Source organism: Stenotrophomonas sp. AN71 (assembly GCF_050435725.1).
Classification (GTDB): Bacteria; Pseudomonadota; Gammaproteobacteria; order Xanthomonadales; family Xanthomonadaceae; genus Stenotrophomonas.
In genome coordinates, this window is the sequence record NZ_JBNDKU010000002.1 from 464240 (window position 1) to 486506 (window position 22267).

General features: G+C 67.7%; 22 protein-coding genes. 8 read left to right on the plus strand and 14 right to left on the minus strand.

What is annotated here, in order from left to right; genetic code table 11:
* The 12 genes from ABH900_RS05855 to ABH900_RS05910 all read right to left on the minus strand — a co-directional run bounded on the left by ABH900_RS05855 (nt 1) and on the right by ABH900_RS05910 (nt 9145).
* Nucleotides 1-771: a glycosyltransferase family 2 protein gene (locus ABH900_RS05855; RefSeq protein ID WP_429621959.1), complete on the minus strand. Its 771-nt coding sequence runs from the start codon at nt 769-771 to the stop codon at nt 1-3.
* Nucleotides 761-2446, minus strand: a complete 1686-nt coding sequence (locus ABH900_RS05860; RefSeq protein WP_429621960.1) for an AMP-binding protein — start codon at nt 2444-2446, stop codon at nt 761-763. The genes ABH900_RS05855 and ABH900_RS05860 overlap by 11 nt, the downstream gene beginning before the upstream one ends.
* Nucleotides 2439-2990, minus strand: a complete 552-nt coding sequence (locus ABH900_RS05865) for a hypothetical protein (protein ID WP_429621961.1) — start codon at nt 2988-2990, stop codon at nt 2439-2441. Before ABH900_RS05865 ends, ABH900_RS05860 begins: the two co-directional genes overlap by 8 nt.
* Before the next feature lie 22 nt (nt 2991-3012).
* Complete coding sequence (locus ABH900_RS05870; protein ID WP_057497823.1) at nt 3013-3270, minus strand: acyl carrier protein; 258 nt, start codon at nt 3268-3270, stop codon at nt 3013-3015.
* 17 nt (nt 3271-3287) lie between these two features.
* Complete coding sequence (locus ABH900_RS05875) at nt 3288-3545, minus strand: phosphopantetheine-binding protein (protein ID WP_005411610.1); 258 nt, start codon at nt 3543-3545, stop codon at nt 3288-3290.
* Nucleotides 3532-4329: a lysophospholipid acyltransferase family protein gene (locus ABH900_RS05880; protein WP_429621962.1), complete on the minus strand. Its 798-nt coding sequence runs from the start codon at nt 4327-4329 to the stop codon at nt 3532-3534. Before ABH900_RS05880 ends, ABH900_RS05875 begins: the two co-directional genes overlap by 14 nt.
* Entirely contained in the window at nt 4322-5065 is a 744-nt protein-coding gene (locus ABH900_RS05885) for a beta-ketoacyl synthase chain length factor (protein WP_429621963.1), read from the minus strand. The genes ABH900_RS05880 and ABH900_RS05885 overlap by 8 nt, the downstream gene beginning before the upstream one ends.
* Nucleotides 5066-5281: 216 nt before the next feature.
* Nucleotides 5282-6295 carry a cytochrome d ubiquinol oxidase subunit II gene (gene cydB, locus ABH900_RS05890; protein WP_429621964.1) on the minus strand — a complete coding sequence of 338 codons (1014 nt, stop codon included), beginning with the start codon at nt 6293-6295 and terminating at the stop codon, nt 5282-5284.
* A gap of 1 nt (nt 6296) precedes the next feature.
* Nucleotides 6297-7694 carry a cytochrome ubiquinol oxidase subunit I gene (locus ABH900_RS05895; protein ID WP_429621965.1) on the minus strand — a complete coding sequence of 466 codons (1398 nt, stop codon included), beginning with the start codon at nt 7692-7694 and terminating at the stop codon, nt 6297-6299.
* 228 nt (nt 7695-7922) lie between these two features.
* Nucleotides 7923-8138, minus strand: coding sequence for a hypothetical protein (locus ABH900_RS05900; protein ID WP_429621966.1), 216 nt, complete (start codon nt 8136-8138; stop codon nt 7923-7925).
* Nucleotides 8135-8779, minus strand: coding sequence for an RNA polymerase sigma factor (locus ABH900_RS05905; protein ID WP_429621967.1), 645 nt, complete (start codon nt 8777-8779; stop codon nt 8135-8137). The genes ABH900_RS05900 and ABH900_RS05905 overlap by 4 nt, the downstream gene beginning before the upstream one ends.
* A gap of 36 nt (nt 8780-8815) precedes the next feature.
* Complete coding sequence (locus ABH900_RS05910) at nt 8816-9145, minus strand: hypothetical protein (RefSeq protein ID WP_429621968.1); 330 nt, start codon at nt 9143-9145, stop codon at nt 8816-8818.
* A 167-nt stretch (nt 9146-9312) separates the two neighbouring features.
* Here ABH900_RS05910 and ABH900_RS05915 point away from each other — a divergent pair, with 167 nt between their 5' ends.
* The 7 genes from ABH900_RS05915 (at nt 9313) to ABH900_RS05945 (ending at nt 18056) form a co-directional block, all read left to right on the plus strand.
* Nucleotides 9313-11682 (plus strand): prolyl oligopeptidase family serine peptidase, encoded by a 2370-nt coding sequence (locus ABH900_RS05915; protein ID WP_429621969.1) that lies wholly within the window; start codon nt 9313-9315, stop codon nt 11680-11682.
* Nucleotides 11679-12098, plus strand: a complete 420-nt coding sequence (locus ABH900_RS05920; RefSeq protein WP_429621970.1) for an NUDIX hydrolase — start codon at nt 11679-11681, stop codon at nt 12096-12098. Before ABH900_RS05915 ends, ABH900_RS05920 begins: the two co-directional genes overlap by 4 nt.
* 30 nt (nt 12099-12128) lie before the next feature.
* Nucleotides 12129-12689, plus strand: a complete 561-nt coding sequence (locus ABH900_RS05925) for a hypothetical protein (RefSeq protein ID WP_429621971.1) — start codon at nt 12129-12131, stop codon at nt 12687-12689.
* A gap of 35 nt (nt 12690-12724) precedes the next feature.
* The gene (locus tag ABH900_RS05930; protein ID WP_429621972.1) at nt 12725-13846 is read left to right on the plus strand and encodes a hypothetical protein; all 1122 of its coding nucleotides are present in this window, start codon (nt 12725-12727) and stop codon (nt 13844-13846) included.
* A 37-nt stretch (nt 13847-13883) separates the two neighbouring features.
* Nucleotides 13884-15488 carry a hypothetical protein gene (locus ABH900_RS05935; RefSeq protein ID WP_429621973.1) on the plus strand — a complete coding sequence of 535 codons (1605 nt, stop codon included), beginning with the start codon at nt 13884-13886 and terminating at the stop codon, nt 15486-15488.
* Nucleotides 15489-15542: 54 nt separating this feature from the next.
* Nucleotides 15543-16439: an oxygen-dependent coproporphyrinogen oxidase gene (hemF, locus tag ABH900_RS05940; RefSeq protein ID WP_429621974.1), complete on the plus strand. Its 897-nt coding sequence runs from the start codon at nt 15543-15545 to the stop codon at nt 16437-16439.
* Between the two features lie 96 nt (nt 16440-16535).
* Nucleotides 16536-18056 carry a hypothetical protein gene (locus tag ABH900_RS05945; RefSeq protein WP_429621975.1) on the plus strand — a complete coding sequence of 507 codons (1521 nt, stop codon included), beginning with the start codon at nt 16536-16538 and terminating at the stop codon, nt 18054-18056.
* A 40-nt stretch (nt 18057-18096) separates the two neighbouring features.
* Here ABH900_RS05945 and ABH900_RS05950 read toward each other — a convergent pair whose 3' ends face one another.
* Together ABH900_RS05950 and polA are read right to left on the minus strand one after the other, a co-directional pair.
* The gene (locus ABH900_RS05950; RefSeq protein ID WP_429621976.1) at nt 18097-18576 is read right to left on the minus strand and encodes a DUF421 domain-containing protein; all 480 of its coding nucleotides are present in this window, start codon (nt 18574-18576) and stop codon (nt 18097-18099) included.
* A gap of 373 nt (nt 18577-18949) precedes the next feature.
* Entirely contained in the window at nt 18950-21724 is a 2775-nt protein-coding gene (gene polA, locus ABH900_RS05955; RefSeq protein WP_429621977.1) for a DNA polymerase I, read from the minus strand.
* A 98-nt stretch (nt 21725-21822) separates the two neighbouring features.
* Between polA and ABH900_RS05960 the strand changes: the two genes are divergently transcribed.
* Nucleotides 21823-22107, plus strand: coding sequence for a DUF2782 domain-containing protein (locus ABH900_RS05960; protein WP_014038952.1), 285 nt, complete (start codon nt 21823-21825; stop codon nt 22105-22107).
* Nucleotides 22108-22267: the final 160 nt, after the last annotated feature.

The following is a 22267-nucleotide window of genomic DNA, read 5'->3' on the forward strand; positions in this document are numbered from 1 at the left end:
TCAGCCCTGGCCCCGCAAACGGCGCCACAGCAGGCGCGGTGCGCGCGGCAGCATGCCGAAGAACAGGCGCGTGTGCATGCGGCTGATGCGCACGTTGTCACGCCACACATCGAAGTGCGACACGCCATCGGAGGGGTAGGTCACGCGCGTGGCCAGGTGCTCGACCGGCAGCTGGCGCCAGTACAGGCGCACCATCACCTCGGTGTCGAAATCCATGCGGCGGCCGATGGTCTCTTCGCCGATCAGGCGCAGCACCGGCGGCAGCGGGTACACGCGGAAGCCGCACATGGTGTCGCGCAGATGCAACGACAGCGTGTTGATCCAGACCCAGACGTGGGTGGCGTAGCGGCCGTACAGGCGCGCCTTCGGCACGCTGGCGTCGTAGGCCGGAATACCGCAGATCACCGCGTCCGGGCGCGCGCGCGCGGCCTCGATGAAACGCGGTAGGTCGGCGGTGTCGTGCTGGCCGTCCGCGTCGATCTGCAGCACGTGGCTGTAGCCTCGCGCACTGGCCTCGGCGAAACCGGCCAGCATCGCTCCGCCCTTGCCCTGGTTGATGTCCAGGCGCAGCAGGTCAACGTCCTGGCGCTGTGCCAGCGTGCGCAACACGGCCGCACAGCCGGCATGCGAACCATCGTCGACCAGCAGGCAGGGCAGGCCGGCGGCCTGCACGCCATCGACCACGGCCGCGATGGCGTGCTCGTGGTCGTAGACGGGAATCACCACCAGTGGCGCGAATGCGGCACCGGTATCGGCCAGGTCAGTCCGCATCGGCGAACACCACCTTGCCACTGGCGTGCACACCGTGACGGGAAGAGTAGCGGAAGGCCAGCACGTTGCGCGTGGCATCCCAGTCCAGCTGCAGGGTCAGTTCATCGCCGGGGCGGGCCACATGCTGGAACTTCACTGCATCCATGCGCAGGAAAGCGGCCGGCATCGCGAACGCCTGGCGGCCAAAGCGCACCGCCCAGTCCAACTGCGCGACGCCAGGCAGGATCGCCGCTTGCGGGAAGTGGCCCTGGAAAGCACGCAGCGTCGCATCGAGAGTCATCCGCAGCGTTGCGCTGGCGGCATCGCGGTGATCCCAGACCGGCACCGGCATCAGCGGCTGGAACAACGCCGCCAGCGCGGCCTGGGTGACCTTGCCCTGTGCATTGATCGGCAACGCCTGCACCAGGCGCCAACGGCGCGGCCGGGTCACCGCGTCATGCGCATGCGCCAGGCGTGCGCCAAGGCGCTGGCCCAGCGCGCGCCGCGCGGCGTCGCCACCTTCCAGCAGCGCCGGATCGGCCGGCACCACCACCGCCGCCAGCTGCTCGCGCGGGCCCGGCAGCACCAGCACGCGCACGTCGTCCACTTCGGCGTCCTCGCGCAGCGCGCGTTCCAGCGCATCCAGCGAAACGCGGCGTTCTTCGATCTTGACGATGCGGTCGGCGCGGCCCAGCAAGCGGAAGCGGCCATCGGCCAGCGCTTCGACGCGGTCCTGGGTGCGCCACCAGTCCGAGGTTTCCAGGTGTGCCGAGGCCACCGCCAGGCAGCCGTCATCGATCCGCCACTGCACGCCCGGCAGCGGCTGCCACGGCGGCAGATCGGTGTCCCACCGGCGCCACGCGATACCGCCGGTCTCGCTGCTGCCGAACACCTCGGTCGGTGCCACGCCCAGCCACTGCCGGACCTGTCGTGCCGCCTCTTCCGGCAGCGGGCCACCGGAGGAGAACACTGCGCGCAGGCGGCCATGCAGGCTGGCCCAGTCGAGCTGCTCGGGCAGGCGCTTGAGGTGGGCCGGGGTCGCCACCAGCACCGTTTCAGTCCCGGCCAGCGCACCTACCAGATCCTCATGGAAGAACCGGCGCGGGTGGATCAGGCGGCCGGCGGCCAACGGCCACAGCACGCGAAACAGCAGGCCGTAGATGTGCTGGTGGGAGACGGTGCCGTGCACCTGCACGCCCTCCATCTGTGCGCCGAACGCGGCCTGCAGCGCATCAACCTCGCGCGCCAGCTGGTCCAGGCGCTTGCCGATCGCGCTGGGCTGTCCGGTACTGCCGGAGGTGAACACGCACAGCTCGCAGGCGCGCTCGTTCAGCACCTGCAGCTCGCCGTCCCCGGTGCCGGAAGCGGCCACCAGCGGCCGGTAGTCGGGCGCGACATCGCCTGCGAAACCGCTGACCTGCGGCTGCAGTACCTGCAGTGTGGCCGGCAGATTGTCGGCCGCCAGGAACACCCGCTTGCCAGCATGCCAGGCACCGAACAGCGCTGCGGCGAAGGCCACCGCGTCGTCGAAGTACAGGACCCAGTCGCGGCCCTGGGCAGCGGCGAAGGCCGCGCGCCAGGCCAGCACGCGCTGGCGGAACTGCACGTGATCGATCAGCTCGCCGTCGCAGAAGCCGACACTGCGTTGCGGCCGCGCCTCCAGCAACAACCGGTCCAGGGCGATCCACTCAGCCATGCGCGTGCGCCGCCTTCACCCGTCGCCGCACCAGCCACTCACCTGCGAACAACACGCCCATCATCACGTACGCCAACAATCCGTTGTAGAGCATCCAGACCCGGTCCGACGCATACAGCGCGGTCAGCAGGGCCAGGCTGCCGTTGAGAACGAAGAATCCGCACCACACCTGGGTGACGCGGCGGGTATAGGCCACCGCGAACGGTGGCAGGTCCGGCTCCTGCAGCCGCGCCAGGCGCTCCACCAGCGGCGGGCCGAAGCGCAGGCTGGTGCCGAACACGCCCAGCATCACCGCATTGACCAGCGCCGGGTACAGCTTCAACGGCAGGGCCTGGTTGAGCACGGTGGCCAGCACGGCCAGCAGGCCGGTGCCGGCGGCCGCGGCCCACCACAGCGGCTGGCGCGTGCTCAGCGCGCGCAGCACCGCCAGGGTGAACAGCAGCAGCGACAGCCAGCGTGGCTCGAAACGGCCCATCGCCAGATACACCAGCAGTGGGTAGGCAAGCGAAATCGCTGCCACCACGACCGTGCGTGCGCGTGCCATGGCGATGCCGCCGGCGCTGCAGTCAGGCGGCTGCCTGGTCCGGCAGCAGTCCATGCACGACATCGACGATGTCCTGCACGGTGCGCACGGCCTTGAACGCTTCCGGCTGCAGGTTGCGGCCGAGCAGCGGCTTGAGCTGCACGATCAGGTCGACCGCATCGATGCTGTCGATGTCCAGGTCGTCGTACAGACGGGCCTCGGGGGTGATCCGGGCCGGTTCGATCTCGAAGCTGTCGGTCAGGATGCTGACGATGCGTTCGAACAGTTCATTCTTGGTCATGGCAATTCCTGGCGCCGTTACGACTGGCGGGCGGCGACGAACTCGCCGAGCGCGCGCACGCTGGAGAAATGGCGACGGGTTTCTTCCGAATCGGCCGAGAGACTGACACCGTACTTCTTCTGCAACGCCAGGCCCAGCTCCAGCGCATCGATCGAATCCAGGCCAAGGCCCTCGACGAACAACGGCGCGGTCGGATCGATGTCCTCCGGCGTGATGTCCTCCAGCGAAAGGGAGGAAATGATCAATTCCTTGATCTCGTGCTCAAGTGCTTGCACGGGGCAGATCTCCAGACAGGTCGAAATAACGAGAAAGGTGCTCGGTGACGCGGCGTGCTGCCAAGGCATCCCCCCTTGGCGAGTCGTCATCGGCCAGGAAGGGCGCGATCGGGATATCTTCGCCGATCTGCAGCCGAACGTGAAAGCGACGTGAGGGGACACGATACCACTTCTGTCCCTTGGTCAGGGTCGGCGGGGTACAGCTGATCCGCACCGGCGTGATGTCCAACCGGCCGCGCACGGCGATGTTGGCGGCCCCGCGCTGCAGCCGCGGTGGCTGCCCGGGCACGCTGCGGGTGCCCTCCGGGAAGATGACCAGGGTGCCGCCGGCCTGGACCGCCGCCACGCAGTCATCGACCAGGCCAGCACCATCATCGTTGGAAATGTAACCGGCCGCCCGCACGGGGCCGCGCATGAACGGGTTGCAGGCCACGGCCCGTTTGACCACGCAGTCAGCGTTGGGCAACAGCGCGATCAGGCAGACCACATCGATCAGGGTCGGGTGATTGGCCAGAACCAGCAATCCGTCCCGCTGCAGGCGCTCCCGGCCCTCGATCTGCAGGGTCATCACCCGCAGCCAGCACATCAGCCGGACATGGCTGGCGAACGCGGTCTGGACGACCCGGCGGGCGCGGCGGCGGCGGGCCATCGGATCGCGCATCAGCAGCAGCGCCGGCATCACCAGCACGCCCAGCAGCAGGCCGCCCACGCCAAATGCGGCAAAGCTCAGGCCGGTGCCGAGCACCCGCCAGGCGTGGTCGAGGCGGCGCGGCGCTTCAGCCACGGCGTCTCCAGCACCAGCGCTGGCCTTGGGTCACGTGGTCCAGCGCGGCTGCACCGGACAACAGGAAGCGATGCAGGTCGAGCGCATGCGGCAGCGTACCCGGTGCAGTGTCGGCAACGTCGGGGGCGGCGTCCCAGTGAAGCGTCAGGGTTGGCTGGCCCGCGACCGGCGCCGTCAGCCGCCAGCACCACGCGAAGAACGGGTCAGGTTCGTCGGCGAACGTCGCGTAAATTTCCGGAAGTGGCGATTCATAGACCACCACCCGTACTTCGCGGGCGCCATCGGCCAGCAGGCCGGCGGCCTCCAGGCATGCGGCCTCCACCGTGGCCCGCCCGGCGGCCAGCGCCAGGTAGTTGCCGCGGTGGCCTCGGGCGATCGAATACAGCGCGGCGATTGCGTTGTGCACCGACAAACCGAACGCGGTCGGCGACAGCGGCTGCTCGCTGATCAACGCACCCAGCAGGTCCATCGAACGGGCCACGTCACCATGGCGACTGGCGAATACCAGCGGCACCTCGCGGTCGGCGCCCTGCCCGTCCTCGCACCAGCAGGTAGCCTGGATCGCCATCCGGCCCAGCCGTTCGATGCGGCGGCGCTGCATGGCCGGTATCTCGGCCAGTGCCGGGGTGTCTTCCCCTTGCGGCAGCGACGGTGCATCGGCCCAGCCCAGCCACTGGCTACGCTCGCTCAGGCCGGGCGCCCAGGCAGCCCAGTCGACGATGGAAAATTCGATCATTTCGCGGTGGTGCTTCAACGGGAGAACGATAGGCACGAGCCATTACGGCGACGCGCGGCGGCCCCCCATTCCTGCAGCCGTGCGTCCGTCCAGGACGTCGCCGGCAGCCCCCCTGGCCACCGGAAAGGAGCGCACGCTAGCACGTCCTGCGCAGGGTGTGCAGGTTTCACATTCCCCAACACGGGCCCTGCGTCCGCCGGCCCGCGATTGGATCGATCAGTGGTAACCGGTATCGGCGTGCACCTTGCCGCGGAATACCCGGTAGGACCACGCCGTATAGCCGAGGATGACCGGCAACAGAATGACCAGCCCGACCAGGGTGAAGCCCAGCGACGAGGCCGGCGCGGCAGCCTCCCACAGCGTCATCGACGGCGGCAGCAGATAGGGCCACATGCCCAGCACCAGGCCCAGGAAGCCGAGCACGAACAGCGCCAGGCTGAGCAGGAATGGCGGCAGGTCGCGGCGCGGATGGGTGGCGCTGCGCCACAGCGCGACGGCCACTGCCAGGGTCAACAGCGGCACCGGCGACAGCCACCAGAAGTTGCCGTCGCTGAACCAGCGCGCCATCAAGCGCGAATCCAGGAACGGCAGCCAGCTGCTGACCAGGCCCATCGCCGCGATCACCGCAACCACCAGCGGCCGGGTCAGCTGCCGCGCCAGCGCCTGCACGCGTCCCTCTGTCTTCAGGATCAGCCAGGTGCTGCCCAGCAGCGCATAGCCGGCCACCAGCGCCGCACCGGTCAGCATCGCGAACGGACTGAACCAGGCAAACGCACCGCCCTGATAGACACCGTCCACCAGCGGGATGCCCTGCACCAGGGTGCCCAGGATCACGCCCTGGGCGAACGTCGCCAGCAGCGAACCGAGGCCGAACGCCACGCTCCACAGCCGGCGCGAGCGGTGCGCCTTGAAGCGGAACTCGAAGGCCACGCCACGGAACACCAGCGCCACCACCAGCAGCAGCACCGGCAGGTACAACGCCGACAACAGCACCGCGTAGGCCTTGGGGAAGGCCGCCAGCAGGCCGGCACCACCCAGCACCAGCCAGGTCTCGTTGCCGTCCCAGATGGGCGCGGCGGTGTTCATCATCAGGTCCAGCTGTTCCTCGTCCTCGGCGAACGGGGCGAGGATGCCGATGCCGAGCACGAAGCCATCCAGCACCACGTACATCAGCACGCCAAAGCCGATCACCGCGAACCACGCCACCGGCAACCAGGTCATCAGGTCCATGTCAGCGCTCCTCCAGCGGTTCGTCGGCCGCCGATAGCGGGCGTGCCGGGGTGTGGCTGCCATGGTCCAGTGACGGTCCTTCGGCAAACGGCTGTGGCCCATGGCGCAGGATCTTCACCAGGTACCAGATGCCCCAGCCGAACACGAAGGCGTAGCCAACCACGTAGACACCCAGCGACAGCGCGGTCATCCACGCGCTCTGCGGGCCAACGGCATCGGCGGTGCGCAGCACGCCGTACACCACCCACGGCTGGCGGCCCATCTCGGTGACGAACCAGCCCGACAGCAGCGCAATGAAGCCGCTGGGCAGCATCCAGTTCCAGCCGCGCAGCAGCCACGGTGAATCCAGCAGCTTCTTCCGCCACAACTGGAACGCCGAGACCCAGGCCAGCAGCAGCATCAACGTGCCCAGCCCGACCATGATGCGGAAGGCAAAGAACACCGGCGTCACCGGCGGCCGTTCGCTGGCCGGCACCGAGGTGAGCGGATCGAACGTACCGTCCAGCGAATGGGTGAGGATCACACTGCCCAACTTCGGGATGGCCACCTCGAAGTCGTTGCGCTCTTCCTTTTCGTTGGGCAGCGCGAACACCACCAGCGGCACGCCCTCGCCCGCCTTGGTTTCGTGCCAATGCGCTTCCATCGCCGCGATCTTCATCGGCTGGTGCTTGAGCGTGTTCAGGCCGTGCATGTCGCCGACGAAGATCTGCACCGGCACGGTCAACGCCGCGAACGCCACCGCCGCGACCAGCATGCGCCGGCCCGCCTCGACGTGCGTGCCCCTGCGCAGGTACCACGCACCCACACCACCGATCACGAAGCAGGTGGTGATGAACGAGCCCAGCGCCATGTGCGCCAGGCGGTACGGGAACGAGGGGTTGAACACCACCTGCCACCAGTCCACCGGATGCACGATGCCATTGACCATCTCGTAGCCGGCCGGCGTATGCAGCCAGCTGTTGGACGACAGGATCCAGAACGTGGAGAACAGCGTGCCCAGCGCCACCATGCAGGTGGACAGGAAATGCAGGCGCGGCGAAACCCGGCCCCAACCAAACATCATCACGCCGAGGAAGCTGGCTTCCAGGAAGAACGCGGTCAGCACTTCATAGGTCAGCAGCGGGCCGATGACCGTACCGGCCACTTCGCTCAGCCGCGGCCAGTTGGTGCCGAACTGGAACGCCATGACGATGCCGCTGACCACGCCCATGCCGAAGGACACCGCGAAGATCTTCTGCCAGAAGAAATACAGCTCGCGCCACACAGGCAGCTTCGTGCGCAGCCAGCGCCACTCGATGAACGCCAGCCAGCTGGCGGTGCCGATGGTGAAGGCGGGGAACAGCACGTGGAAACTGATGACGAATCCGAACTGGATCCGGGATAACAACAACGCGTCCAAGGGACGCCTCCTGCCTGCGACCGGTGGGATACCGGACCACTTTAGGAGGAATTGGTTAAGGCGGGATGCGACCGGGTGACGCGCTGCTTCACTTTGTCGCAGGGGCCGGCCGGGGCCGCCGGCGCCCTGCCTTGGCAGGTGCCAACCTTGGTTGGCACACCGCAAAGCGCCGACCAAGGTCGGCATCCACCAACAGCAATTGGAGCGGCCCATCGCCCGGCGGGAACCTCAATGCCAGAAGTACCAGACGGCCCCCGCCACCAGCACGCCCACCAGCAGCACCTGCACAACGGCGTACCACACACCACCGTCGCGCGATTCGGAGGTAATCCGCTTCTGCAGCGCCTCACTCACATCCGGCGTTTCCTCCTGCTGCGCCTGCTCACGCAACGCCTGTGCCAGCGCGCGCGCTTCCGCATCGCGAGGGTCGGTCGGTGGGTTCACAGCAGTTCTCCGGCGGTGGCATGCCGCGTCAGTTCCTGCTTCAGGACCTGGCGCGCGCGGTGCAGGTGGCTCTTGATGGTACCGCGCGCCAGTCCGGTCACCTGCTCGATCTCGGCCAGATCGAAATCCTCCAGGTAATGCAGACCGACGATCAGCCGCTGTGGCGGGCTCAGCCGTTCCAGTGCCGCGCCCAGCTGGCGCCCGGCCTGCAACACCTCGTTCAGTTCAGCCGGCCCGGGGCCTTCATCGCCGACGCCCAGTTCCTCCGGCACCTCCACCGCCACCATCCACTGCGCTTCCAACCGTCGCCGCCGCAGGTACTGCAGCGCCGTGGTGTAAGCCACCCGCGAGACCCAGGTGCGCAACGAGGATTCAAAGCGGAACCGGTGCAGCTGGCGGAACACCGCCAGGAAGGTTTCCTGCAGAAGGTCGGCTACCTGGTCACGGTCGCCGACCATGCGCCCGATCACATGCGCGCAGGTGCGCTGATGGGCCTGCACCAGCTGCGCGAAGGCCGGCTGCGAACCTTCGATGATGGCGCTGACCAGGGCGCGGTCGTCATCCGCGTCCGGCGTGGGCTCGACGGGGGCGTCACGACGACGTCCCCGCAATGCCGCCAGTGCTCCGCCCAGCAGGCTCATGCGCGGGGCGCCCCCTGTGCCCGTGGCATGCGTGCCTCAGCCCTTGCGTGCGGCGGGGCGGGTGAAGTGCCAGGCCAGCAGCTGGCCGAGGCCGGCGCTACCGGCCAACGCTGCAGCGGCGCCGAAGGTCAGCTCGCGCGCACCGATCGCTTCCAGCAGGCCCATCGCCACAGCCATGCTGACCAGGCTGATACCCCAGCGCAGCGCGCCCTGGCGGCGGCGCTCCTCTTCCAGCATGGCCAGCGAGCGGATCACCTCCTCCGGCACGTGCGGGGCCACCAGCTTGCTGCGCGCCCGTGCATCGGCGATGGCATGGATCGCGTAGGCGGTGCAGATGAAGAGGGTGATCGGGATCAGTTCCTGCATGGTCGGGCTCCTGTTCGATGGATGATGCGGGTTCAGGAGATTGGATGCGCGGCGCCAGCGACCGGTTGCAGCATTTTGCCGATTCCGCTGCCATGACCTGTGGCCCCCTCCCCCGGCCCGTGCGGCTGCTACGCTTGCCCGGTTTCCTCTTCTGGTGCCGTCCGCCCATGTCCCGAGTGCTGCCCCTGTCCCTCCTGCTGTCGGCCGTGCTGGCCGCACCGGCTGCGCATGCCGCGCCGACGCCGATCACCATCGAACAGGCCATGGCCGACCCGGACTGGATCGGTCCGCCGGTCGAGAAGGCCTGGTGGTCGTGGAACAGCCAGCAGGTGGAATACCAGCTCAAGCGCAACGGCAGCCCGGTCCGCGATACCTTCCGCCAGCCGGTGGCCGGCGGCGTGGCCGCGCAGGTGGCCGATGACCAGCGCGGCAGCCTGGACGTGGCCGAGCCGGTCTACGACCGCAGCCGCAGCCGCAGCGCCTTCGTCCGCAATGGCGATGTGTTCGTGCGCGACCTGCGCAGCGGCGCGCTGACCCAGCTGACCCGCAGCAACGAGCGCGCGGGCAACGTGAACTTCGCCGCCGACAACGGCGTGATCTGGCGCGTCGGCCAGAACTGGTTCCACTGGACTGCCGCCGGCGGCGTGCAGCAGGTGGCCAGCCTGAAGGCCGACAAGGATCCGCGCACGCCGCCGAAGGCCGACGTGCTGCGCGACCAGCAGCTGCGCACGCTGGAAACCCTGCGCCGCGACCGCGACCAGCGCGAAGCATTGAAGGACCAGGACCAGCGTTGGCGCCAGGCCGACCCGACCCGCGCACCGGGCCCGGTGTACCTGGGCGCCGACGTCGAGATCGGTGACAGCGTGCTGTCGCCGGACCTGACCCACTTGATCGTGGTGACCAAGCCGAAGGACTTCGACGACGGCCGCACCAGCAAGATGCCGCTGTACGTGACCGAATCGGGTTACGAGGAGACCGAGGACACCCGCACCCGCGTCGGCCGCAACGGCTTCGAGCCGCACACGCTGTGGTACGTGGACGTGCGCACCGGCAAGGCCGAGAAGGTCTCGCTGGGCAGCCTGCCGGGCATCAGCACCGACCCGCTGGCCGAACTGCGCCGCAAGGCCGGCAAGGACGCGCTGAAGGGCGAGCGCAGCGTGCAGGTGATGAGCGACTTCATGGGCGGTGGCATCCGCTGGAGCGCCGACGGCCAGCAGGCCGCGGTGATGCTGCGCGCCAACGACAACAAGGACCGCTGGATCATCAGCGTCAATGCCGCCGATGGCCGCGTGCAGAACCGCCACCGCCTGACCGACAACGCCTGGATCAACTGGGGCTTCAACGATTTCGGCTGGATGGCCGATGGCCGCACGCTGTGGCTGCTGTCCGAGGAATCGGGCTTCTCGCACCTGTACACCCAGACCGGCAGCGCCAAGCCGCAGGCGCTGACCAGCGGCAAGTGGGAAACCTCGGCGCCGGTGCCGTCGGCCGATGGCAAGGGCTTCTACTTCCTCTGCAACCAGCAGGCGCCGCATGACTACGAAGTCTGCGCGGTCGACACCGGCAACCGCCAGGTGCGCGAACTGACCAGCCTCAACGGCGTGGAAGACTTCTCGCTGTCGCCGGACGGCCAGCAGCTGCTGGTGCGCTACTCCGGCGCCTACCTGCCGCCGCAGCTGGCCGTGCTGCCCAGCGCCGGTGGCCAGGCACGCGTGCTGACCGACACCCGCACCGCCGACTACAAGGCACGCCAGTGGATCCAGCCGAAGCTGGTGGCGGTGCCGTCCAAGCATGGCGCAGGCGTGGTCTGGGCCAAGTACTACGAGCCGGAAACCAAGGAGCCCGGCAAGAAGTATCCGGTCGTGATGTTCGTGCACGGCGCCGGCTACCTGCAGAACGTGCACCAGCGCTACCCGGCCTATTTCCGCGAGCAGATGTTCCACAACCTGCTGGTGCAGAAGGGCTACATCGTGCTGGACATGGATTACCGCGGCAGCGAGGGCTACGGCCGCGACTGGCGCACGGCGATCTACCGCAACATGGGCCACCCGGAACTGGAAGACTACAAGGACGGCCTGGACTGGCTGGTGGACACCCAGCAGGGTGACCGCGACCACGCCGGCATCTACGGCGGTTCCTACGGCGGCTTCATGACCTTCATGGCGCTGTTCCGTGCACCGGGCACCTTCAAGGCCGGCGCCGCGCTGCGCCCGGTGGTGGACTGGCACAACTACAACCACGGCTACACCAGCAACATCCTCAACACCCCGGACATCGATCCGGAGGCGTACCGCGTGTCCTCGCCGATCGAGTATGCGCAGAACCTGCAGGACAACCTGCTGATCGCCCACGGCATGATGGATGACAACGTGTTCTTCCAGGACTCGGTGCACCTGACCCAGCGCCTGATCGAACTGCACAAGGACAACTGGTCGATCGCGCCCTACCCGCTGGAACGCCACGGCTACACCCGTGCCGATTCCTGGCTGGACCAGTACAAGCGCATCCTCAAGCTGTTCGAGCAGAACCTGAAGTGAGTGCTGCCGCGGCCACGATCCAGATCGTGGCCGCGGTCATCCTGGATGACCGCGGCCGGGCGCTGGTGGTGCGCAAGCACGGCGCCGACCGCTTCATCCAGCCGGGCGGCAAGCCCGAACCCGGCGAAGCGCCGCTGCAGGCGCTGGCCCGCGAGCTGGACGAAGAACTGGGCGTGCAGCTGCACACCACCTCGGCCATCGCGCTGGGCGCATTCGAGGACTGGGCGGTGAACGAGCCCGGCCACCGCGTGCAGGCGCAGGCGTGGTGGGTGCAGGTGGACGGCACACCACAGGCACGCGCCGAAATCGCCGAACTGGCCTGGGTGCCGCTACGGTCGCCACACGGCCTGCCCTTGGCACCCTTGAGCGAACACCATATCCTGCCGGCCGTCGCCACCCGGGTGACGGCCCGCTGAGCAGGCGGGCGCCGACTGCAAGGACACCGGATGTCAGTGCCGCTCCCGCCACTTCCCACACCAGCCACCCGGGCCCACCACGCCTGGGTGCGCCCGGTCGCGCAGGCCTCGCTCTGGCTGTCCCTGCTGCTGACCCTGTACTTCGTGTTGCAGGCGCTGCTGCTGTGGCCGCTGCAGAACCTCCCGCTCTGGCATCTGGTGGAAAGCGAAGTACAGCGTCAGCACGTGCATAGCCTGATCTGGCTCCTGGCGCACCCGGTGGGCGCTTCGATGATCGCAGCGCTGCTGTGCCTGGTCTCGTCCGTGGCCAGCTGGGGCCTGCTGCGCGAACGCCGCTGGGGGCTGTGGAGCTTCGTGGCGCTGCTGTTGCTGAGCGCACTGACCAACTTCGCCATCGCCTGGTGGCTGGATGTGTTCATGCGCGATCTCATCCCGTTCCTGGCCGATGACCCGGGCCTGCTGCAGGAGTTGCAGCTGAATCGCTGGCTGATCACCTTGACCGTCGTCGGCATGTCGTTCCTGTTCCTCGGCCTGCAGGGCTGGCTGGGCTGGCGCCTGCTGCGGCCGGACATCCGCACGCGCTTCCACTGAGCCCTATCTCTTTCCCGCACGACAAGGACCGTCGCATGCGCTTGCTGACTCTTTTCCCCGCACTGCTGCTGTTGGCCGCGCTGCCTGCTGCCGCTGACGCGTTGCGATGTGGCAAATACCGCAGCACTGATGGTGGCATGGCGCTCGTGTTCACCACCCCCAGCTCCGGCTACCGCACCAACGACATCGGTGAGCCGGAGCCGCTGTGGGTTGATCGCAGTGCAGCGCAGACCCGGCTGGTCATGCTCGACGATGGTGTGGCGCAACCGATCCGGATCAGTGCCGACGGGCAGCGCATCGAGGACGACGTGGTGGTGGTTTACACCCTGCGCCAGCCCCGCACCTGCGCTGCCGAACCCAGCGCGATTGCCGGCAGCTGTCGCGCCGCCGGCAGCCACTGCATCGCGCAGCTGCCCACTGCCTCACCCGGCCAGGCCCAGCGCGCCTGCAGCGAAGGCATTGGCGCGGGCTGTTCGACGCTGCTGCGACAGCTGCGCGATGGCAGCGCAGCGGCAGCAGCCGACGGCACCAGCCACGCGCGCTTCGAGCGGCCTCCCGCGTGCCGCGAACACACGCCCGGGCATGACCTTCTGGCCTGCGAGGTGCTGACCGAAGATGCTCTGGCAGCCGCCATGCAGCGGGTGGATGAACGTCTGCAACAGGAAGGCGAAGACACGCTGGATTCGCCCCTTCCGGCCGCTGCACGCGATCACCTGCAGCAGCTGTGCCTGCAGCACCGCAGTGGCCGCTTCTGCGTGGAAGTGGCTGCACAGCAGTTGGATGCACTGGAACCTGCGTTGGCGGTGCAGGCCCTGCAGGTGGTCTGCGATGCAGGGCGCATCAGTGCCTGCGAACGTACTGCACCCTTGCATGAACTCGGCGCCGACCTGCGCCTGGTCCCGGCCCGGCAGGTACCGTGCGGCCGCTATCAGGCCGATGGGGGCGTGATCGACATGCTCGACTTCGGTGATGGCACCCGGGCCCGCCTGCACAAGGGTGCCATCCATCTGCAACAGAACGGCGAAACCCTTGTATTACGCTGGCTCGGCAACGGCGACCTGCTCGGCATGGACACGCAGACCGGTTACCAGCGATATCAGCCCGTGCCGGGTGCGGCACAATGCACGCCCCCACGCGAAGGCCGTGGTTCGCCGTAACGCCTGGAGTGTTCTGTTCGATCGTCAAGGAGACGACATGCTTTCACCCGCACCGTGCCGCCCCTGGCTGGCCTGGGCATTGCTGCTGGCCGCGCCGATGGCCGCCGCGCAGTCACCGCAGTGTGGCCTGTTCAAGGCCGATGAAGGCAGCAGCACGCTGCGCATCGGCTCGCCCAACCGCGGTGAGCAGAAGCATTTCGGCAGCGCACCGACGCCGGTCGCCTTCCAGCACATCGACGGGAAACTGCAGCTGGTGAGCCTGGAGTACGGCCTGCCCAGCGCGTTGCAGGTGCGCGACAACGGCCACACCGTCGAGGTGGAGGGCACGGTCTACACCCTGCAGGCCCCGGCGCAGTGCGCGGCGGCCGCCGCGCCGGCCGCTGGCAGTTGCCTGGCCGATGCCGCTGCATGCCTGGACAACCGCACCATCGCCCCGCTTTCCGTTCTTGAATCGGCCTGCCAGGAAGGCGTGCCGGGCATGTGCCTGCAACTGGCCGACCGGTGGCGCGATGAGGCAACACCCTCCGTCGAGACCGACCCTGCGGTAAAGAAGGCGGCCCTCGACGCCGCCCTGTCCGGCATCGAGCTCCCTGCTGCCTGCCACGACAGTGGCTTCGAACGGGGAACTCCCGCCTGTGCTGCGGCCCTGGAGGCTGCGCCCGCGGTGCAGGAGCAGCTGGTCAAGGCAGCGATGACCGAAGCACTGGTGACGATGGCGGCCCCGCCCCATACGGTGATCGTGCCGGCTGAGCGCCGCCAACAGCTGCTGCAGCTGTGCCGGAAGGTGCCGCAGGGTGGCTTCTGCACCCGGGTGGCTGAACTGTCCTGGGACGCAGGAGACCCCTTGCAGGCAGTGCAGGCGCTGACTGCGGCCTGCACATCCAACAACGATACCGCTACCTGCGAACGCCTGCCTGCATTGCTGGCCGTGGGTACATCGTTGCGACCGCAGCCTGCAACGGCCCTGCCCTGCGGCAACTACCGGGCCGAGGGTGGCCTGATGGACACGTTGGACTTCGGTGACGCCGGCCTGGTCGGCGTGGGTTGGAGCAGTCATCTTCGCGCGCGTGTCGAAGCGGGCGACCTCCGCATCCGCCACGACCAGGGCGGCGACTTCGTGGTGCGCCCGCTGCCGAGCGGCCAGCTGCTGGGCCTGGATACCTGGACACGATTCCAGGTGTTCACTCCCACCGGCGAGGGCGCGGCCCGCTGCAGCACACCCAAGCAGTTCAACGTGCTGCCGCTACCACAGGATTGCCCGCTGGCATTGGCCGATGGCGGTGGTGCCGAAGCCTGCTGCGCGCAGGGCAAGCTGCAGGGCTGCAACATTCTCGGCAACCGCTTTGCGCTGTCTGGGCACTGGCTGCAGGCCGCGGAGCACTACACCACGGTCTGCCGCGCCGGCGTCCGCGAGGGGTGCCAGAACCTGGTCACCGCGCAGGGCAACGGTGCCGGGGTGGACGCACGTGGAGTTCTGCAAGAGCTGTGCAATGCCGATCGCAGCGGTCTTCACGTGGCCTGCGACGTGCTTGGAACCCAGAACTGGGAACTGATCGTTCTTGGCGGCGCGCTGCAGAAGGCGGCCAACGACACGGCAGTGGATGACGCCCCGGCGCCACGGAGTTCCAACCGCAAGCGCTGAGCCCGCCAGGGCCTGCCTGCGGCTTCGGGCGGGCCCTGCGGTAAAGTACGCGCCATGAACGAATTCGAGCGCGTGCGCGCCTACCTCACCGACCTGCAGGACCGCATCTGTGCGGCCATCGAGGCCGCCGACGGCCAGGCCCGCTTCCAGGAAGACCTGTGGCAGCGTGCCGAGGGGGGTGGCGGGCGTACCCGCGTGCTGCGCGACGGCGCCGTGTTCGAGCAGGCTGGCATCGGCTTTTCCGACGTGGCCGGCAGCCGCCTGCCGCCGTCGGCCTCGGCCAACCGCCCGGAACTGGCCGGCGCCTCCTGGCGCGCCACGGGTGTGTCGCTGGTGTTCCATCCGCTCAACCCCTACGTGCCGACCACCCATGCCAACGTGCGCTTCTTCCAGGCCCAGCGCGATGGTGAAGTGGTGGCCAGCTGGTTCGGCGGTGGCTTCGACCTGACCCCGTTCTATCCGTTCGACGAAGACGTGCAGTACTGGCACCAGGTCGCCCGCGATCTGTGCGCCCCCTTCGGCGAAGAGCGCTACCCGGCGCACAAGCGCTGGTGCGACGAGTACTTCTTCCTGCGCCATCGCAACGAAACACGTGGTGTGGGCGGCCTGTTCTTCGACGATCTACATGGCGATTTCGAACGCGATTTCGACTACCTGCGTGCGGTGGGTGATGGCTTCCTTGATGCCTACCTGCCGATCGTCCAGCAGCGCAAGGACACCGCGCACGGCGAACGCGAACGCGAGTTCCAGCTGTACCGCCGCGGCCGCTATGTGGAGTTCAACCTGGTCTACGACCGCGGCACGCTGTTCGGCCTGCAGAGCGGCGGCCGCAGCGAGAGCATCCTGATGAGTCTGCCGCCGCGGGTGCGCTGGGAATACGGCTTCAGTCCCGAAGCTGGCAGTGCCGAGGCACGTCTGGCGGACTACCTGGTGCCGCGCGACTGGCTGTGAGCGTCCGGCGCCACGCCTGACGCGTGCTGCCCTCCCCCGCCTGCGGTGCGCTGCGCGCCGTACGGCCCCCGTTCCACTTCCTTCAAGGACGAACCGATGTTCCCTGCGGTATCCCTTCGCCCCCGCGCTGCGGGCTGGCGCGCCCTGCTGTTGTTCGCACTGGCCGCTGCCAGCCTGCCAGCCGCTGCACAATCGATGGCCTGCGGCACCTACAAGCAGGACGACGGCAACGCCACGCTGACCATCGAGAGCGGAGCGCACGGCTTCATCGCCGGCCCCTACCAGGCCACCGAGCAGCTGCGGCTGGCACGCCAGGACAATATTCTGGCCATGGGCAACCTCTCCACCGGCGAGCTGGAGAACCGCGAGTTCAGCGACGAAGACCGCACCATCACCGGCGGTTACCACGATTTCCACCTGGAACGCGCCGCGGCCTGCAAGCCGGTGCCGGACATGGTGGAAGGCAGCTGCATGGCCAACACCAGCGATTGTCTGGAAGCCCTGCCCCGCGCCGAGTCGACGCAGCTGCACGCATGGTGCAGCGAGGGGATCGAGGTCGCCTGCAACAACCTGTATGACCACTATCAGATGGATGCCGACCGGGAGCGCCCGCAGCTGACCGGCGCGGAACCGGTAATGCCCGATATCTGCCGCGAAGAATCGCCTGCGTTCGAGGCGGAGAACTGCATGGCCATGATGAAGGTCATGGCCAGTGAGTTGATCGGGCGCTCGATCATGGGTCTGGACAAGTCGCGCAGGACACCGTTGACGGACGCGCAGCTGGACGAACTGACCGCCCTGTGCCGGCAGCAGCAGGGCGAGACGTTCTGCGACAAGGTGGCCGATTCCCTGTGGACCGGCGGACGTCTGCAGGCGTCGCTGGACGCGCTGCAGCGCTCCTGTGCGCATCGCGCCGAAGCTTACGCCTGCAAGCCGGCCAAGGCACTGGCGCAGCTGTCCGGGCTGAGCGCGGCATCGCTGGCACCGGTGCCCGCCACCGCACTGCCGTGTGGCAGCTATGCGTCCACCCGTGGCCTGCTGACGGAGCTGCGCTTTGTCGACAATGGGCTGGTCGAGGTGCCTGGCCTGGACACCCGCCTGCGTGCTCGCCTGCAGGACGGGCAGATTCACATCCGTCGTGACGTCGGCAGCGATTTCGTATTGCAGCCGTTGGCCAATGGCAACCTGGCCGGAGTCGACCGCGACCACAGCTATGCCTACTTCGTGCGTAAACCGGCAGCCGCTGGTGCCAGCTGCCAACCGCCGCTGGCATTCGTGGAAATCCCCATGCCGCTGGACTGCCCGACGGTCGGCCGCAAGAACGGTGCCGAGGCCTGCTGCAGCGACGGCAAGCTGCTGGGTTGCAAGGTCGCCGGCGAAGCACGGTTCAAGGCTGAAAAATGGAGCGCCGCGCTGCCCTATTTCGAGACGCTGTGCAGCGCTGGCGTTCGCGAAGGGTGCCTGTCGCTGGTAGAGGTGTACTCGCAGACGGCAGACCCGAAGATTCCGCAGACCATGGCAGCACTGTGCGCGAAAGACGGCAAGGGCACCCATGTGGCCTGCGACGTGGACGCGACGCGCAACTGGCCGGCGCTGAAGGCCAAGGCCGTGCGCTGACGCAAGGTAGCGGTGGCGCCGAGCCCCTGCCCGGCCATGGTCAGGCGCTCTTCCTGGGGATGATCGTGATGTGCCCGTTGATCTCCAGCAGGGCCAGCTCGACATCCTCCACGCCCAGGCAGCCCTGCTGGCGCATGGCGGCCTCGACATCCGCGCGGGTGACCTGTTCGCGGCGCAGAACGGCCTCGAACAGCCGCCCATCGCGTGCGATCACCACCGGCTCGCCCTCGACCAGGCGTTCGATACGGCGGCTGCGGGTGCTCACCCAGCCCACACCGTAGTTGAGCAGGATCAGCGTGGCGGCCAGCAACAGGCCGCCGCCCAGCGAGGTATCGGTACCCAGCAGGGCGTTCTGCACGGCATTGCCCAGCAGCACGATCAGCAGCACGTCGAACGGGGTGATCTGGCCCAGCGCGCGCTTGCCACTGAGCCGCACCATGCCCAGCACCACGGTATAGACCACCACCGCGCGCAGGATGAACTCCCACCACGGCATCGCCAGTGCGAACAGATCGGGCATTGTTTTCCCCTGTGGAGCGGTGGCCCAGACTAGCATCCGGGGTCAGATCCCTTTGCCCGGCGGGCAAAGGGATCTGACCCCGGACACCACGCATTTCCGGCGGCACAAATAAAAAGCCCCGCTGACCAGGGGGAGGTCAACGGGGCCGGGGAACGGGCACTTGGGGAGGAGTCCCCGTTCCGAGATCTGCTCCAGGGGATGGGAGAGATCCACAACAGGCGTTGCGCCTGTCGGGAGTTATAGAAGCACTCCGAACACTAACGGTTCGTGAAGGGGCCCAATTTAATGAACGTCAATCAGGGCAACATTCATGATCGAGTCAGAAACCCCCGACGGATGAACAAATTCACGTCGTTTTCGGCTTGAAACAGGCTCAGTGCGCTTCGTCCCAGTTGTTGCCGATACCGGTATCAACCACCAGCGGCACCCGCAGTTTGGCCGCTTGCGACATGCGCTCGACCACCTGCAAACGCAAGTCTTCCACGAAACTACTTTCGGTTTCGAACACCAGTTCATCGTGCACCTGCAGGATCATCCGTGCCGGCGCCCCGCTGTCGCGCAGCCACTGGTCCACATCCACCATCGCACGCTTGATGATGTCGGCGGCGGTGCCCTGCATCGGCGCATTGATCGCCGCGCGTTCGGCACCGGCCCGCAGGCCCTGGTTGCGGGCGTTGATGTCGTTCAGGTACAGCCGGCGGCCGAACAGGGTTTCCACATAGCCCTGTTCGCGGGCCTGCTGCCGCATCCGCTCCATGAAGTCGCGCACGCCCGGGTAGCGGCTGAAGTACAGCGCCACGTAGTCCTGTGCCTGGCCACGGTCGATGCCCAGGTTGCGGGCCAGGCCGAAGGCGCTCATGCCGTACATCAGGCCGAAGTTGATCGCCTTGGCGGCACGGCGCTCGTTCGGGGTCACCTCTTCCAGCGTGCGTCCGAACACCTCGGCAGCGGTGGCACGGTGGACGTCGGCGCCCTGCTCGAAGGCACGCACCAGGCCCGGGTCCTCGGACAGGTGGGCCATGATCCGCAGTTCGATCTGCGAATAGTCGGCCGCCAGCAGCTGGAAGCCCTCCGGAGCGATGAAGGCGCGGCGGATGCGGCGGCCATCCTCGGTGCGGATCGGGATGTTCTGCAGGTTCGGGTCCGACGAGGACAGGCGGCCGGTGGCGGCACCGGACTGGTGATAGCTGGTATGCACGCGGCCGGTGTCCGGGTTGACCATTTCCGGCAGCTTGTCGGTGTAGGTGCTGCGCAGCTTGGCCAGGCCCCGGTAGTCGAGGATCACCCGCGGCAGTTCGTGCTGGTCGGCGATCGCCTCCAGCGCCTCTTCATTGGTGCTCGGCTGGCCCTTCGGGGTCTTCACCACCGCCGGCAGCTTCAGCTCGTCGAACAGCACCGCCTGCAGCTGCTTGGGCGAATCCAGGTTGAAGCTGCGGCCGGCCAGGGCGGTGGCCTTCTGCTGCGCGGCCAGCATGCGCGAGGACAGGTCCTGGCTCTGCCGGCGCAGCTCATCGGAGTCGATCCGTACGCCATTGGCTTCGATCGTGGTCAGCACCGGCACCAGCGGCATCTCGATGTCGCGGTACACGCTGTCCAGGCTCGGCTCGGCCTGCAGCTGCGGCTGCAGCGCACGGTGCAGGCGCAGGGTGATGTCGGCATCTTCGGCCGCATAGCGGCTGGCCTCGTCGATGCCCACCTGCGAGAACGGAATCTGCTTGGCGCCCTTGCCGGCCACGTCCTCGAACTTGATCGTGCTATAGCCCAGGTAGCGCAGCGCCAGCGAATCCATATCGTGGCGGGTGGCGGTGGAATTGAGCACGAAGCTCTCAAGCATGGTGTCGTCGTGGTAGCCCTGCACGTCCACGCCATGGCGGCGCAGCACGTGCAGGTCGTACTTGCCATGCTGGCCCAGTTTCTTCTTCGCCGGGTCCTGCAGCACCGGGCGCAGCGCATCCAGCACCTGCTGCATCGGCAGCTGCGCCGGTGCGCCCGGGTAATCGTGGCCGACCGGAATGTAGGCCGCCTTGCCTGGCTCGACCGCCAGGCTGATGCCGACCAGACGCGCGCGCATCGCATCCAGCGCATCGGTTTCGGTATCGAAGCTGATCAGCTCTGCCTGCTGCAGGCGCTCGACCCAGGCCTGCAGCTGCTCGGCGTCCAGCACCGTCTCGTACTCACCCGGTGCGGCCAATGCCGGATCCAGGGTGCCGGCAGCCGGCGCTTCGGCACTACCACGGGCAAACCCTGCGGCGGTGCCACGCAGGCTCGGCGTGGCCTCACTGGCGACGGCCGGTGCCGGCAACGGCGCGCCCAGCTCCTTCAGCGCCTGGGTGAAGCCATAACGCGCATACAGCTCGGTCAGCACCGGCACGTCCTGCTCGCGCAGGGCCAGCGTGGTCGGGCTGGCGTCCAGCTCCACGTCGGTACGGATGGTCACCAGCTCGCGGTTCAGCGGCAGCCGCTCCAGCGCGGCGCGCAGGTTCTCGCCGATCTTGCCCTTCATGGTCGGCGCGGCGGCCATCACCCCGTCCAGGTGCTGGTACTCGGCCAGCCACTTGGCGGCGGTCTTCGGCCCGCACTTCTCCACGCCCGGCACGTTGTCGACGGTGTCGCCCATCAATGCCAGCAGGTCGATGATCTGGTCGGCGCGCACGCCGAACTTGTCCATCACCGCCGCATCCGAATCCATGCGGCTGCCGGTCATGGTGTTGACCAGCTCCAGGCCCGGCCGCACCAGCTGGGCGAAGTCCTTGTCGCCGGTGGAAATGGTCACCTTCAGGTCCTGCGCCAGGCCCTGCAGCGCGAGAGTGCCGATCACATCATCGGCCTCCACGCCCGGGATGCGCAGGATGCTGATGCCCAGCGCTTCGACGATGCGGCACATCGGTTCGACCTGGCTGCGCAGTTCGTCGGGCATCGGCGGACGGTTGGCCTTGTACTGGTCGTACAGGTCGTCACGGAAGGTCTTGCCAGGCGCATCGACCACGAACGCCACGTAGGCCGGGCGCTCCTTCAGGGTCGAGCGCAGCATGTTGACCACGCCGAACAGCGCGCCGGTGGGTTCACCCTGTGCATTGGACAGGGGCGGCAGCGCGTGGAACGCGCGGTACAGGTAACTGGACCCGTCGATCAGGACTAATCTGCTCATGCGTCGATTCTACGCGCCCGTGCCTGCATCGCGACGACACGGCACCCACCCGGCGATGGGGCATAATCAGGGCTCTATCCAGGCAAAGGCCCCCGCCGATGAAGACCCTGATGCTGGCTTCCCTGCTCCTGCTTGCTGGCTGCGCCAGCATGGGCGGCGCAGGTGCTCCCCCGGTGGACGTCAAGGGCGCGGATGTCTCCAAGCGCACCATGGACAACGGCGACACCATCGAGGAATACCGCGTGTCCGGCCAGCTGCGCATGGTCAAGGTGACCCCGTCGCGTGGCGCACCGTTCTACATGTATGACAAGAACGGCGACGGCCGCATGGACAACGACAAGGACGGCGTATCGCCGGTGTACTGGAAACTGTACAGCTGGTGATGCGGTTGCGGTGGGTGCGCGCCATCCACGCATGGCGTGGATCTACTGGGCATCGCGGTGGCCCTATCCACGCATGGCGTGGATCTACTGGGCATCGCGGTGGCCCTATCCACGCATGGCGTGGATCTACTGGGCATCGCGGTGGCCCTATCCACGCATG